This window comes from Williamsia maris, from assembly GCF_024171815.1.
GTDB lineage: Bacteria > Actinomycetota > Actinomycetes > Mycobacteriales > Mycobacteriaceae > Williamsia_A > Williamsia_A maris.
In genome coordinates this window covers 686,365-700,187 of the sequence record NZ_JAMTCJ010000004.1, presented here as the reverse complement: position 1 = coordinate 700,187, position 13,823 = coordinate 686,365, and the positions used below count along the sequence as shown (strand labels likewise).

General features: G+C 68.5%; 14 protein-coding genes. 13 read left to right on the top strand and 1 reads right to left on the bottom strand.

The window, feature by feature from the left end:
- The first annotated feature begins 48 nt into the window (after positions 1–48).
- The 8 genes from LX13_RS21935 (at position 49) to LX13_RS21900 (ending at position 7,701) form a co-directional block, all read left to right on the top strand.
- Positions 49–1,617 (top strand): APC family permease, encoded by a 1,569-nt coding sequence (locus tag LX13_RS21935; RefSeq protein ID WP_253663411.1) that lies wholly within the window; start codon positions 49–51, stop codon positions 1,615–1,617.
- Between the two features lie 7 nt (positions 1,618–1,624).
- The gene (locus LX13_RS21930) at positions 1,625–3,208 is read left to right on the top strand and encodes a GMC family oxidoreductase (RefSeq protein WP_253663410.1); all 1,584 of its coding nucleotides are present in this window, start codon (positions 1,625–1,627) and stop codon (positions 3,206–3,208) included.
- Positions 3,209–3,322: 114 nt separating this feature from the next.
- Complete coding sequence (gene dapB / locus LX13_RS21925) at positions 3,323–4,075, top strand: 4-hydroxy-tetrahydrodipicolinate reductase (RefSeq protein WP_253663652.1); 753 nt, start codon at positions 3,323–3,325, stop codon at positions 4,073–4,075.
- Between the two features lie 21 nt (positions 4,076–4,096).
- Positions 4,097–4,585, top strand: a complete 489-nt coding sequence (locus LX13_RS21920) for a hypothetical protein (protein ID WP_188492244.1) — start codon at positions 4,097–4,099, stop codon at positions 4,583–4,585.
- Positions 4,586–4,591: 6 nt separating this feature from the next.
- Positions 4,592–5,044, top strand: coding sequence for a flavodoxin family protein (locus LX13_RS21915; RefSeq protein WP_253663409.1), 453 nt, complete (start codon positions 4,592–4,594; stop codon positions 5,042–5,044).
- An 82-nt stretch (positions 5,045–5,126) separates the two neighbouring features.
- Positions 5,127–5,957: a thymidylate synthase gene (locus tag LX13_RS21910; protein WP_308214785.1), complete on the top strand. Its 831-nt coding sequence runs from the start codon at positions 5,127–5,129 to the stop codon at positions 5,955–5,957.
- Positions 5,954–6,460 (top strand): dihydrofolate reductase, encoded by a 507-nt coding sequence (locus LX13_RS21905; RefSeq protein ID WP_253663408.1) that lies wholly within the window; start codon positions 5,954–5,956, stop codon positions 6,458–6,460. The genes LX13_RS21910 and LX13_RS21905 overlap by 4 nt, the downstream gene beginning before the upstream one ends.
- The gene (locus LX13_RS21900; protein WP_253663650.1) at positions 6,460–7,701 is read left to right on the top strand and encodes a winged helix-turn-helix domain-containing protein; all 1,242 of its coding nucleotides are present in this window, start codon (positions 6,460–6,462) and stop codon (positions 7,699–7,701) included. Before LX13_RS21905 ends, LX13_RS21900 begins: the two co-directional genes overlap by 1 nt.
- Positions 7,702–7,711: 10 nt before the next feature.
- On the opposite strand, the gene LX13_RS21895 is transcribed toward LX13_RS21900, so the two are convergent.
- Positions 7,712–8,527: a tyrosine-protein phosphatase gene (locus LX13_RS21895; protein WP_253663407.1), complete on the bottom strand. Its 816-nt coding sequence runs from the start codon at positions 8,525–8,527 to the stop codon at positions 7,712–7,714.
- Between the two features lie 221 nt (positions 8,528–8,748).
- Between LX13_RS21895 and LX13_RS21890 the strand changes: the two genes are divergently transcribed.
- From LX13_RS21890 to LX13_RS21870, 5 genes are all read left to right on the top strand, one after another.
- Positions 8,749–9,246: a hypothetical protein gene (locus LX13_RS21890; RefSeq protein ID WP_253663406.1), complete on the top strand. Its 498-nt coding sequence runs from the start codon at positions 8,749–8,751 to the stop codon at positions 9,244–9,246.
- A 136-nt stretch (positions 9,247–9,382) separates the two neighbouring features.
- Positions 9,383–10,135, top strand: a complete 753-nt coding sequence (thyX, locus tag LX13_RS21885; protein ID WP_253663405.1) for an FAD-dependent thymidylate synthase — start codon at positions 9,383–9,385, stop codon at positions 10,133–10,135.
- A 37-nt stretch (positions 10,136–10,172) separates the two neighbouring features.
- Complete coding sequence (dapA, locus tag LX13_RS21880; RefSeq protein ID WP_253663404.1) at positions 10,173–11,078, top strand: 4-hydroxy-tetrahydrodipicolinate synthase; 906 nt, start codon at positions 10,173–10,175, stop codon at positions 11,076–11,078.
- Positions 11,075–13,141: a ribonuclease J gene (locus LX13_RS21875; protein WP_308214779.1), complete on the top strand. Its 2,067-nt coding sequence runs from the start codon at positions 11,075–11,077 to the stop codon at positions 13,139–13,141. Before dapA ends, LX13_RS21875 begins: the two co-directional genes overlap by 4 nt.
- 56 nt (positions 13,142–13,197) lie before the next feature.
- The gene (locus LX13_RS21870) at positions 13,198–13,818 is read left to right on the top strand and encodes a TIGR03085 family metal-binding protein (protein ID WP_253663403.1); all 621 of its coding nucleotides are present in this window, start codon (positions 13,198–13,200) and stop codon (positions 13,816–13,818) included.
- The last annotated feature ends 5 nt before the right edge of the window (positions 13,819–13,823 follow it).

Here is a 13,823-nt window from a genome sequence, read left to right as displayed (position 1 = left end):
TAGAGAGCAGTCGTCGCCACATCTGTCACACCAGTGCTAGGGGCCCACATGACCATCGAGAAGAGCGTCGATCCCGACAACGGGATGGAACACTTCGGATACAAGGAAAGTCTCGATCGCAGCATCGGGAAATTCGCCAGCTTCGCCGCGGGCGTCAGCTACATCTCGATCCTCACCGGCACGTTCCAGCTCTTCTACTTCGGCTTCGGAACCGCAGGCGCGGCGTACCTGTGGTCGTGGCCGATCGTGTTCGTCGGGCAGTTCGCCGTCGCACTCTGCTTCATGGAGCTCGCCGCGAAGTATCCGATCGCCGGGTCGGTCTACAACTGGGCGAAGATCCTGGGCAACAAGGTCGTCGGCTGGTTCTCCGGATGGATGATGCTCACCGCATCGATCGTCACGATGTCGGCGGTGGTGCTCGCCATCGACTCCACGCTGCCCAAGATCTGGAGCGGTTTCCGCCTCATCGGGTCCGAGGATCTGGCCGTGGTCTCACCGTCGAACGCAGTCCTGCTGGGGTCGATCCTGGTGGTGGTCACCACCGCGATCAACGCCTTCGGCGTACGCCTGATGTCCATCATCAACAGCACCGGGGTGTTCATCGAACTCATCGCCGCGGTCCTCATCGCGGTGATCCTCGCCTTCAACATCGAGCGCACACCCGCGGTGTTCTTCTCCACCAACGGGTACGGGGCGGGCCAGAGCGGCGGGTATCTCAGCGCCTTCCTGATCGCCTCTCTCGCATCGGGTTACGTCATGTACGGCTTCGACACCGCCTCGTCGCTGGGGGAGGAGACGGTGAACCCGCGCAAGACCGCGCCGACGGCCATCCTGCGCGCCATCCTGGCCTCGTTCGTCATCGGCGGTGCCATCCTCGTCTTCGCGATCCTCGCCGCCCCCAACCTGTCCGATCCGGCGCTGGGTGTCCAGGGTGGTCTCCAGCAGATCGTTCTCGACGTCATGTACGGCCCGGTCGGCAAGATCTTCCTGATGTGCATCGTCGTCGCGGTGTTCGTGTGCACGCTCGCCGTGCACACCGCGGCCATCCGCCTGACCTTCGCGATGGCTCGCGACAACGCGCTGCCGTTCGGCGAGTCGTTGGCCAAGGTCCACCCGAAGACCCAGGCCCCGGTCATCCCGGCCGTGCTGATCGGGGTGCTGTCGATCCTCATCCTGGTGATCAACATCAACCAGCCGACGATCTTCCTGCTGCTGACCTCGGTGGCGATCATCATGATCTACATCGCGTATCTGATGATCACCGGACCGCTGCTCCTCAAACGACTCAAGGGTGAGTGGCCGCCGAAGGACCTCAAGGAGGGCGGGTACTTCACGATGGGCCGCTGGGGACTGCCGGTCAACATCGTCGCCGTCGTGTGGGGCATCGGCATGGCCCTGAACCTCGCCTGGCCGCGAACCGCGGTCTACGGATTCAACTGGTACAACACCTGGGCGGCGTTCCTCTACATCGGTGTCATCGGCGGTGTCGGGTTGCTCTGGTATCTCGTCAAGGGCAGCAAGGGCATGGGTACGCTGAAATCCCATGCGTCGGAAACGAAAGCAGACGCACCCGCGGCCGATGCCGCACAGCCGTTCCCGGGACCCGAAGGAGTCTGAAGAGCCCATGGCAGATCCGTTGCGCGACGACGCAGTGACCGCAGGAACCTTCGACTACGTCATCGTCGGCGGTGGGACCGCGGGGTGCGCACTGGCGGCTCGCCTGACCGAGGATCCGGATGTGACCGTCTGCGTCCTCGAAGCGGGCCCGACCGACGTCGGCAACGACGACATCCTGGTGCTCAGCGAGTGGATGCATCTGCTGGACTCGGGTTACGACTGGGACTACCCGATCGAACCGCAGGAGCGGGGCAACGATTTCATGCGTCACGCCCGGGCCAAGGTGCTCGGCGGATGTTCCTCGCACAACTCGTGCATCGCGTTCTGGCCGCCCGCGGAATACCTCGACGAGTGGGAACGCATCGGCCTGACCGGATGGGGTGCTGCCGACATCCATCCGCTGACCCGCCGGTTGGAGAACAACGACGCCCCCGGCGACCACGGGCACGACGGCCCGGTGCGTCTGCGCGACGTCCCGCCCCTCGATCCCTGTGGCGCAGCGATTCTCGAGGCCGCGGCCGCGGCCGGACTGCCGACGGTCGGGTTCAACCGCGGCGAGACGGTTCGCAACGGTGCGGGCTGGTTCCAGATCAATGCGGGTGAGGACGGTCTGCGGATGTCGACCTCGCACGCCTACCTCCACCCCATCATCGGGCAGCGGCCGAACCTCGAGGTGCGTACCGGCTGCTGGGCGCAGGGCATCACGTTCGACGGCGTCACCGCGACCGGTGCGCGTTACCAGCGTCCCGATCTCACCGGTTTCGACGTCGTGGGTGCGCGGCGCGAGGTCATCGTCACCGCCGGTGCGATCGACACCCCGAAGTTGTTGATGCTCTCCGGGATCGGGCCGGCCGCGCAACTGCGTGAGTTCGGGATCGACGTCCGGGTCGACCTGCCCGGCGTCGGCGAGAACCTCGACGACCACGTCGAGGGTCTGGTGTTCTGGGAGGCCGCGCAGCCCATGGTCACCGAGTCGAGTCAGTGGTGGGAGATCGGCGTGTTCGCCACCACGAAGGACGGCCTGGAGATCCCGGACGTGATGATGCATTACGGCAGCGTCCCGTTCGACATGAACACCCTGCGGTGGGGATATCCGACCACCGACAACGGTTTCTGCCTCACGCCGAACGTGACGCAGGGGCTCTCCCGCGGCACGGTCAAGCTGCGCAGCCCGGACTTCCGTGACCGCCCGCGCGTCGACCCGCGGTACTTCACCGACCCCGACCACCACGACGAGACGACCATGCTGGCGGGTCTGCGTCTGGCCAGGGAGATCGCCGCCCAGGCACCGATGAAGCCCTGGGTGGCAGCCGAACTCGCACCCGGACCCGACGCGGTCACCGACGACGAGTTGATCGACTACATGCACAAGACGCACAACACCGTTTACCACCCGGCCGCGACGGCGAAGATGGGTGTCGATTCCGACCCGATGGCGGTGCTCGATCCGCAGCTGCGTGTGCGCGGCACCCAGCGCCTTCGGGTCGTCGACGCCTCGGCCATGCCCAAGCTGCCCTCGGTCAACCCCAACATCACCGTCATGACGATGGCGGAGAAGTGCGCCGACCTGCTCAAGGCGGCGTCCGCCTGAGGCCGACCGCGCCCGCCCGTGTCGTCGACCCGCACCGATAGAATCGTCGGACGTCCTCGGCGTCTGCCGCGGGACCTTTCGACGACGAGGAGTCTGTGCGTGAGCAACGGCACTGTGGGTGACCGGATCCGGGTCGGCGTACTCGGCAGCGGCGGCAAGGTCGGTCAGGCCATCGTCGACGCGGTGTCCGCCTCCGACGACCTCGAGTTCACCGTCGGCATCGACAAGGACGACGACCGCGCCGCGCTCGTCGACTCCGGCACCCAGGTCGTCGTCGACTTCACGCACCCGTCGGTCGTCATGGACAACCTCGAGTTCCTGATCGGCAACGGGATCCACGCCGTCGTCGGGACGACCGGGTTCGACGACGATCGCCTCGAGGCGGTGCGCGAGTGGTTGAGCGCGCAGCCGGGCGTCGGCGTCCTCATCGCCCCCAACTTCGCGATCGGCGCCGTGCTGAGCATGCGATTCGCCGCCGCGGCCGCCCGCTTCTACGACTCGGTCGAGGTCATCGAGCTGCACCATCCGCACAAGGCGGACGCCCCCTCGGGCACCGCGTTCCGTACCGCACGCCTGATCGCCGAATCCCGGGCGCAGGCAGGATGTGCCCCGATGCCCGACGCCACCACGAGTTCGCTCGACGGCGCGCGCGGCGCCGATGTCGAGGGTGTCCGGGTGCACTCGGTGCGGCTCGCCGGCCTCGTCGCCCACCAGGAGGTGCTTCTCGGCACCGAGGGAGAGACGTTGACGATCCGCCACGACTCGCTCGACCGCACCTCGTTCGCGCCCGGTGTGCTGCTCGGTGTGCGTCAGATCGCGCAGCGGCCCGGCCTCACGGTGGGGCTCGACGAGCTCCTGGATCTGTAGGCCGACCGTGACGGACCTGCGATGAGCGGCGGCAAGCGCGACTTCTACACCCGCGACTCCCGACCGATCGTGCTGGTGATCGTGCTGATCGTCATCGCGTTGATCTTCTACATCGGGCTGCTCGGCTATCGCGGCATCGAACTGATCCAGGACGGGTCGGTGGTCGGCATCGGACTCGGGGTCGGTGTCCTGCTGCTCCCGCTGTTGGGGATCTGGATGCTGGTCGCGACACTGCGGGCAGGCATCACCCATCAACGCCTCGGTCGCCGCATGCGCGAGGAGGGGCGGGAACTCGACGTCTCCTCGCTGCCTCGGCGTCCGTCCGGACGGCTCGAACGTGACGCCGCCGACGAGCTCTTCGCCACCGTTCGCACCGAATGGGAAGCCGATCCGGACAACTGGCGCAACACCTACCGGATCTCGCGGGCCTACGACTACGCGGGCGACCGCACCCGTGCTCGCGCGATGATGAAACGTGCTGTCGCCCAAGAAAAAGCCGAGAGCTCCTGAAGACGTATGGCCACCCTGCTGATCGTGCACCACACGCCGTCGCCGCACTGCCACGAGATGTTCTCCGCCGTCGTCGCCGGGGCGACCGACCCCGAGATCGAGGGGGTCGACGTACTCCGCCGACCGGCATTGACGGTCTCACCCGCGGAGATGCTCGCCGCGGACGGGTATCTGCTGGGTACCCCGGCGAACCTCGGCTACATCAGCGGAGCGTTGAAGCACGCGTTCGACACCGCCTACTACCAACTCCTCGACGCGACGCAGGGGCGCCCGTTCGGGCTCTATCTGCACGGCAACGAGGGCACCGAGGGCGCGCAGCGCGCGGTCGACTCGATCACCACCGGGCTCGGTTGGACCCGCGGAGCCGAGGACGTCATCGTCTCGGGCAAGCCGACCAGGGATGATCTCGAGGCCTGCTGGAATCTCGGCGCGACGGTGGCCGCGTCGTTGATGCCCTGAGTCGACCACGAGCCGCAGTTCCTGTTCACCGACGTCCTGATGCCCGGCGTCACACCGCGGTTCTAGACTCTCAGGCGTGACCGTGTCCCACAGTGCAGCCATCCCCACCCCGGCAGCCATCCCCACCCCGTACGAGGATCTGCTCGCGCTGGTCCTGCGCGACGGGGTCGCGAAGTCCGACCGCACCGGCACCGGCACCCGCAGTCTGTTCGGCCATCAGCTCCGCTACGACCTGAACGACGGCTTCCCGCTGATCACCACCAAACGTGTGCACCTCAAGTCGATCCTCTACGAACTGTTGTGGTTCCTGCGCGGCGACTCCAACGTGCGCTGGCTACAGGAGCGGGGCGTCACGATCTGGGACGAATGGGCCGACGAGGCCGGTGAACTCGGACCGGTCTACGGCGTCCAGTGGCGCAGCTGGCCGACGCCGTCCGGTGACCACATCGACCAGATCTCGAACGCGCTGGCCCTCTTGAAGTCCGACCCGGACTCGCGACGCAACATCGTCTCCGCCTGGAACGTGGGGGAGATCCCGCAGATGGCGTTGCCGCCGTGCCACGCGTTCTTCCAGTTCTACGTCGCCGACGGCAAACTGTCGTGCCAGCTCTACCAGCGCAGCGCCGACCTGTTCCTCGGGGTCCCGTTCAACATCGCGTCCTACGCACTGCTCACCCACATGATGGCCGCCCAGGCGGGGCTGCAGGTCGGGGAGTTCGTCTGGACCGGCGGCGATTGCCACATCTACGACAACCACGTCGAACAGGTCGAACTGCAGCTCTCCCGGGAGCCCTACCCCTATCCGACGCTCCGGCTCGCCGAGCGATCATCGCTGTTCGACTACGAGTTCACCGACATCGAGGTCGTCGACTACCAGCACCACCCGGGCATCAAGGCGCCCGTCGCGGTATGACCGTCGCGCTCATCTGGGCACAGGGCAACGGCGGGGTCATCGGTCGCGACAACACCATCCCCTGGCGGGTCCCCGAGGACGCACGCCACTTCCGTGAACGCACCACCGGGCACCCGGTCGTGATGGGACGCCGGACGTGGGATTCGCTGCCGGAGCGATTCCGTCCGCTCCCGAATCGGATGAACGTGGTGCTGACGGCCGATCGGTCGTGGACCGCCGAGGGGGCGGTCGTCGCGCACGACCTCGCCGACGCACTGCGTCGTGCCGCCGACGCCGACCCTGAACTCACCGTCGTCATGGGTGGCGCGCAGATCTACACCGCGGCACTGCCCGTGGCCGACCTCCTGATCGTCACCGAGATCGACGTCGACGTGCCCGGAGGCGATGCCTTCGCCCCCGCGATCGACGTGACGCGGTGGCGACCGCAGAACGACGGCGAGTGGATGACATCGGAGAAGGGGCCGCGCTACCGGTTCTGCGACTACCGCAGGATCGACGGCTGATGGCCCGGATCGGCGACCGGCTGTCCATCGAACGTGCACGACGTATCGCCTTGACAGCACAGGGTTTCACCGATCCGCTCCCGTCCGGCCCGGTCACCCGTCGCCATCTCCAGCGGGTGCTCGCACGCACACGGTTCCTGCAGATGGACTCGGTCAGCATCGCGGTCCGCGCGCACTACATGCCGCTGTTCAGCCGACTCGGGCCGTACGACCGCGACCTGCTCGATCGTGCGGCCGGCGAGTCCACCGCCCGCGCCCCGCGCCTGCTGGCCGAGTACTGGGCGCACGAGGCCGCACTGATCCCGGTGCAGGACTGGCCCCTGTTCGGGTGGAGGATGGCCGACTACCGGTTCGGTCGCTACGGGTCGGCCGTCGACGAGCCGGCCGAACGCACCGCATTGCGCGCCGAGATCGCCACGGCGATCGACGATCTGGGGCCGTCCACCGGTGGCGAGCTGGAGGAGTACCTCGGACGCCGCCGAGAAGGACCCCGCCGCGGGACCTGGTGGGACCGCAGCGAGGTCAAACACGTCTGTGAGGTGATGCTCGCCGCGGGGGAGCTGTCGGCCATCCGCCGGGGCGGGTTCAACCGACACTACGATCTGGCCGCGAACATCGTCGGACCGGAGATCGCGGCCACGGTCATCGACCGCGACGTGGCCATCCGCACCCTGGTGGGCAAGGCCATCGGCGCCCTCGGCGTCGCCACCGAGACCGACCTACGCGACTACTACCGACTCCCGGTCGCCGACGCCCGGTCGGCCGTCGCCGATCTCGTCGACTCCGGTGACCTCGTGTCGGTGGAGGTCGAGGGCTGGGACCGACCGGCCTTCGTCGACCCGGGCGCGACGGTGCCCCGGCGGGTCGAGCGTTCGGCACTGCTGGCGCCGTTCGACCCGCTGGTGTTCTTTCGTCCCCGGCTGCTCCGACTGTTCGACACCCACTACCGCATCGAGATCTACGTACCCGAACACAAGCGAGTCCACGGGTACTACGTGTTCCCGTACCTGCTGGACGAGACCATCGCCGCCCGTGTCGACCTCAAGGCCGAGCGCGCCGATGGTGTCCTGGCCGTTCTCGGAGCCTTCGCCGAGGAGGGAGTCGACCGCGCACACGTCGCGACGGCACTGGCCGCCGACCTGAGGTCGATGGCGACGTGGTTGGGCCTCGACGGCGTACGCGTCGGACACCGGGGCGACCTCGCGCCCGGGTTGCGTGCGGCACTGCGCAGCGCCGGCTGAGCGGGGACGATCAGCGGCGCGTCGGCGTGAGCAGAACCGACCGCAGCGTCGTGATGTCGCGTGCGCTCAGGCCGAGCCCGGCGCGCACGTAGCCGTCGATGCTGCCGTACCTCGCGTCCGCGGTCGCGAACGACGACCGCAGCCACGCGACGTCGACGCCGTTGATCCGGTCCGACGCCGAGGTGTGGCGGTAGGTGTTGCTGGCCAGGAAATCGGCCTCGATGGTCGGGCGATCGACGCCGAGCACGCTCAGCAGCACCGCCGACACCCATCCGGTGCGGTCCTTGCCCGCGGTGCAGTGGATGAGCGTGGTGCCCCCGGCGGCGGCGGTGGACTCGATACCGCGCAGGGTCGCGGCGATCGCGACGCGCGCGCCGGAGTCGGTCACGAAGGAGCGGTAGGCGGACGGCAGGTCGACCAGCGTGGTGATCGGAGAACGCCCCAAGACGTCGTGGGTGACCTCGACGGCGCCGGGCAGACGACGGTCCGGCTGTAGGGCTCGCTCGACCCCGGTGCGCAGGTCGACCACCGAGCGCACCGACCGAGTGGTCAGCCGCGCGACGTCCTCGGAGGTGATGCGGGACAGGTTGTCGCTGCGAATCACCTTCGAATTGACCTGCGCGCCTTCGATTCCGCGGTAACCGGCGAAGTCGCGGGCGTTGGGTGCGCCGGTCAGGTGCAGGGACCGATCCGTCGCCTCGCGCGTGGTCGGTGACGGCGCCGCGCCGGCCGGGGCCCCGAGCGTCGGTGCGGCGACCGGGATCAGGAGGAGGGCGGCGGAGGCGAGCAGTCCTGCGATGGCGCGCCGCGGTGTCGTCGATTTCACGAACCGATTGTTCCCCCGCATCGGTCGTTCGCACCAGAGATCGAACGGTCCCCGTCGGATAACTCGTGACATTCACTAACTGTTTGCCATCCGTATTCCCCTGCGCCCCATCGGAGATGGCGTGAGTCGCTATTGGCGGATCGGGGTGTCGTAGGGCACAATCACGGCGTTGGTACTGCAGGGGACCAGGGGAGTACCACGAACGACCAGGGGGAATTCACATGCGCTTTGTGCCGTCGACGTCACGTCGCACCACACCCGTTCCGGCTGCGCCACCGCGTGCCCACACCGGCGAGACCCGCGAGGCGCTCGTCGCCCACGCGGGACATCACGGGTGGGATGTCGTCGGGCATCGGTGGCTGCGGATGACCCGGGGCACCGTCACCGTCGAGGTGTGGTTCGCCGACATCTCGACGCGCGTGGTCCGGGCGCGGCACAGCATCGGCGGTGTCCAGACCCGCGAGATCGACATCGTCCACAACCGCGAGTACCGGCTGTCGCTGGGCGCCCTGGTCATGCAGTGGCTCGGGGTCACCGATCCGGAGAGTGTGCCCGCCCGTACGTCGCATCGGCCCGCATCGGCCGCGCACTCCCGCGAGTTCGAGGCCATCAGCGCCACGGTGGTCGACCGCGTCGGCGGTCCGATCGCCGGAACCGGCGTTCGCGGCCTCGCGCCGCGTGCCTCGGACCGGGTGCGTACCGACCTCAGTCCCGCCTGAGCGGACCCCGAGGCGAGCGGACACGGGGGCGGCGGCAGTCGGTCGCGGTCGACGCGGGACAATCGACGCCTGCGCCGTGTGGCTGTGCTCGGTGAGCGCGGCGGCGGTGCCGCCGATCTGATCCGAGGAGTCGCAGGTGTCGCAGTTGGTCCCGTTGCAGGTGCACATGATCGCGCACACGGAATTCCACGCCCCGGCGGAGGTCGACTGGTCGACCGACGTCGACGGGGGCGAGGCGCTCGTCGAGTTCGCGGGCCGGGCCTGCTACCAGAGCTGGGACAAGCCGAACCCGCGCACCGCGACCAACGCCGCCTACCTCCGCCACATCCTCGAGGTCGGGCACCTGTCGCTCCTCGAACACGCGTCGGTGACCTTCTACATCACCGGTATCTCGCGGTCGTGCACACACGAGCTGATCCGTCACCGTCACTTCTCGTACTCGCAGCTGTCGCAACGTTTTGTGCCCGAGCATGATTCGAATGTGGTGTGCCCCCCTGCGATTCGAGGCGACGAGGAGCTCGAGGCCTTGTTCGTGACGGCCACCGACGCCGCACGCGCCGCCTACGTCGAGCTGCTGGGAGCCCTGGAGGCCAAGTTCGCCGATGTGCCCAACGCGATCCTGCGCCGCAAACAGGCCCGCCAGGCCGCCCGCTCGGTCCTGCCCAACGCCACCGAGACGAAGATCGTCGTGTCGGGCAACTACCGGGCATGGCGCCACTTCGTCGGCATGCGGGCGACCGAGCACGCCGACGTCGAGATCCGGCAGCTCGCCATCGAATGTCTGCGTCAGTTGTCGGCTCTGGCGCCCACGGTTTTCGGCGATTTCGAGATCGGGACGCTCGCCGACGGCACCGAGGTCGCGACATCTCCGTTCGTCATCGAGGGTTGAGCGGGATGCGATGTCGTCGGACGGTAGCCTGACCACCATGAACAGCGGCCATACGCAGCATGGGCTGCATCCGTTCGGAACCGTGGGTGTCGCGATGGTGACCCCGTTCGCACCGGACGGCAGCCTTGACATCGGCAAGGCCGTCGAACTCGCGACGCATCTCGTCGATCGGGGAGTCGACGGGCTCGTGATCTCCGGGACCACCGGTGAGTCGCCGACGACCACCGTCGACGAGAAGCTCGACCTGCTCAGCGCGGTGCTCGCCGCGGTCGGCGATCGTGCACGCATCACCCAGGGCGCGGGAAGTTACGACACCGCCGAGAGCGTTCGGTTCGCGATCGAGGCCGCCGCGCGAGGGGCCCACGGTCTGCTCGTGGTCACGCCGTACTACTCCCGGCCGCCGCAGACCGGGCTGCTCGCGCACTTCACCGCGATCGCCGACGCCACGGAACTCCCGGTGCTGCTCTACGACATCCCGCCCCGGTCGGTCGTGCCCATCGAGCACCGCACTCTGCTCGAGCTCGCACGCCACCGTCACATCGTCGGCGTCAAGGACGCCAAGGGAGACCTCAACTCGGCCGCCGCACTGATGGCCGACGCGGGTCTGGAATATCTGTCCGGAGAAGACGCCCTCAACCTGCCCTGGTTGGCGGTCGGCGCGTCCGGATTCGTCTCGGTGATCGGCCATCTCGTGCCCGATCGCCTTCGTGAGCTGCTCGAATCGGTCGACAAAGGCGACATGGTCCGGGCCCGCGAGATCAACCTGTCACTGATCCCTCTCGTGAATGCGATGGGTCGCCTCGGAGGAGTCACCATGGTCAAGGCCGCACTACGCATCATCGGACTGGACGTGGGTGATCCGCGCTTGCCGCAGATGCCCGCAACCGGGCCGCAGATCGAAGCTCTCATCGCCGATTTGCGTGCAGCGCAGGTTCTTTCGTGACCGAGACCCCGAACGCCGGACGTCGCCCCCGGCGCGCCGCCACCCGACGCAGCGGCCCGCCCGAGCCCACCCCCGAGGTCAGCGCCGCGCCGCAGCCCGTCGCCGAGACCGCGCCCGCCGCGGCCGAGCCTCAGTCGTCCCCGGCGCAGTCGTCGGCTCCGGCCGATCAGCAGACGGCACCGGCCAAGTCGCGACGGCAGAAGTCCGGATCGGCGAAGTCGGCTCCCGCAAAGGGATCCGGCGATCGCGCCCCGGCGAAGTCATCGCGCTCGGACAACCGCACGGGCGGCGGCAACCGCCGGTCCGAACCCGGCCGCGACCGCTCGCCCCGCGCCGCGTCGCAGCCGATCGGGGACGCCACCGATCGCCTCGGTCTGCCCAACAAGCTCCCGCGCGGCGGACTGCGTGTGGTCGCGCTCGGCGGCATCGGCGAGATCGGCCGCAACATGACCGTCTTCGAGTTCGACGGCAAGCTGCTCATCGTCGACTGTGGCGTGCTGTTCCCCGAGGACCAGCAGCCCGGCGTGGACCTGATCCTGCCCGACTTCCGCTACATCGAGGACCGGATGGACGACGTCGTCGCCATCGTCCTCACCCACGGTCACGAGGACCACATCGGCGCGGTCCCGTTCCTGCTGCGCCTGCGCGCCGACATCCCGGTCGTCGGGTCCCGCTTCACCCTCGCCCTGCTCGCCGCCAAGTGCCGCGAACACCGTCAGCGACCGAAGCTGGTGCAGGTCACCGAGGGCGAGACGTCGAAGTACGGGCCGTTCGCCCTCGAGTACTTCGCGGTCAACCACTCCATCCCGGACGCACTCGCGATCGCCATCCGCACCCCGGCCGGCCTGGTCCTGCACACCGGTGACATCAAGCTCGACCAGCTGCCCCTCGACGGTCGGCTGACCGACCTCGCCGGTTTCAGCCGTCTCGGCGACGAGGGCGTGGACCTGTTCCTGGTGGACTCCACCAACGCCGAGGTCCCCGGGTTCGTCACCCCCGAGCGCAACATCGGCACGGTCCTGGACCAGGTCATCGGCAAGGCCAGACAGCGCGTGATCGTCGCGTCGTTCGCCAGCCATGTGCACCGCATCCAGCAGGTCGTCGACGTCGCCGCGGCGCACGACCGCAAGGTCTGCTTCGTCGGACGGTCGATGGTGCGCAACATGCAGATCGCCCAGGAACTCGACTACCTCCGCGTGCCCGACGGCGTCGTCGTCGAGATGGACGCCGCCGCATCGCTTCCCGATCACCGGGTCGTGTTGGTGTCCACCGGATCGCAGGGCGAGCCGCTCTCGGCCCTGTCGCGGATGGCGCGCGGCGAACACCGCCAGATCAACATCCGGGCCGACGATCTCGTCGTGCTCGCGTCGTCGCTGATCCCCGGCAACGAGAACTCGGTCTTCGCGGTCGTCAACGGTCTGGCCAAGCGTGGCGCCACCGTCGTCACCCAGCAGAGCGCCAAGGTGCACGTCTCCGGACACGCATCGGCGGGTGAGCTGCTCTACCTGTACAACGCGGTCCGCCCGTCCAACGCGATGCCGGTGCACGGCGAATGGCGCCATCTGCGCGCCAACGCCGCGCTGGCCGAGGCCACCGGCGTCGACCCGGATCGGGTCGTGCTCGCCGAGGACGGCGTGGTCGTCGACCTGGTCGACGGTCGCGCGGGCATCGTCGGACGCGTGCCCGTCGGGTTCGTCTACGTCGACGGCCTGTCGGTCGGCGACGTGGGGGAGTCGACCCTGTCGGAGCGTCTGGTCCTCGGCGAGGGTGGCTTCATCGCAATCACCGTGGTCATCGACGCCGCGGACGGAACCCTGGTCAGCACCCCCGAGGTGTCCGGACGCGGCTTCTCCGACGATCCGGCGGCGCTGAAAGAGGCCTCGGACATGATCCACACCGCGCTGTCGGAGCTCGCCGCCGAAGGTGTCACCGACACCCATCGCATCGCACAGATGATCCGGCGCTCGGTGGGCCGCTGGGTGGCCGACACCTACCGTCGCCGGCCGATGATCGTGCCCACGGTGCTCTCGGTGAACACGGACCCGGCCAAGAAGAAGCGCTGAGTGCGACCGCACGGTTCGCCCGGTGGGGCGGGCCGTGCGGACGTTAGGGTCGACAGATGACCGCTGCACGCGCCGAACGCGCCGCTCTCGTCGAGACCCTGCGCCTGTCCGGGCCGGACGCCCCCACCCTGTGTGAGGGGTGGGTCACCCGGGACATCACCGCGCACATGGTGATCCGCGAGGTGCGACTCGACGCAGCCCCGGGGATCCTCCTGCCGCCGTTGGCGGGTTACACCGAGCGGGTGCAGAAGGGCTACGCCCGGCGGGACTGGACCGGGCTCGTCGATCAGCTCGCGTCCGGCCCGCCCTGGTATTCGCCGCTGCGCCCGCTGGACCGGTTCGTCAACGCCGCGGAGATGTTCGTCCACCACGAGGACGTCCGTCGCGCGGTCGCCGGGTGGACTGTCCGACCGTTGGACCCCGATCTGACCGCGGCCCTGCGACGGCCGCTGCCGTTGATCGCCAAGAAGAGTCTCGGATCGGCGCCCGCTCGTGTCGAGTTGCGCACCCCCGACGGCTCGACGGTCACCACGGTCGGCTCCGGCCCGTCGGTCACCGTCACCGGGGAACCGGGTGAACTGCTGCTGTTCGCGTTCGGTCGCGACGAGGTCGCATGCGCGTTCACCGGGGACGACGACGCGATCGCCGCGGTGAAGGCGTCGGACCGCAGCGCGTAGTCCGT

Coding starts and splice junctions, on each gene's coding strand:
- LX13_RS21905 (WP_253663408.1), top strand. CDS start 5,954: ATGACCGTCGCGCTCATCTGGGCACAGGGCAACGGCGGGGTCATCGGT.
- LX13_RS21915 (WP_253663409.1), top strand. CDS start 4,592: ATGGCCACCCTGCTGATCGTGCACCACACGCCGTCGCCGCACTGCCAC.
- LX13_RS21935 (WP_253663411.1), top strand. CDS start 49: ATGACCATCGAGAAGAGCGTCGATCCCGACAACGGGATGGAACACTTC.
- LX13_RS21890 (WP_253663406.1), top strand. CDS start 8,749: ATGCGCTTTGTGCCGTCGACGTCACGTCGCACCACACCCGTTCCGGCT.
- LX13_RS21920 (WP_188492244.1), top strand. CDS start 4,097: ATGAGCGGCGGCAAGCGCGACTTCTACACCCGCGACTCCCGACCGATC.
- LX13_RS21870 (WP_253663403.1), top strand. CDS start 13,198: ATGACCGCTGCACGCGCCGAACGCGCCGCTCTCGTCGAGACCCTGCGC.
- LX13_RS21930 (WP_253663410.1), top strand. CDS start 1,625: ATGGCAGATCCGTTGCGCGACGACGCAGTGACCGCAGGAACCTTCGAC.
- LX13_RS21900 (WP_253663650.1), top strand. CDS start 6,460: ATGGCCCGGATCGGCGACCGGCTGTCCATCGAACGTGCACGACGTATC.
- dapA (WP_253663404.1), top strand. CDS start 10,173: ATGAACAGCGGCCATACGCAGCATGGGCTGCATCCGTTCGGAACCGTG.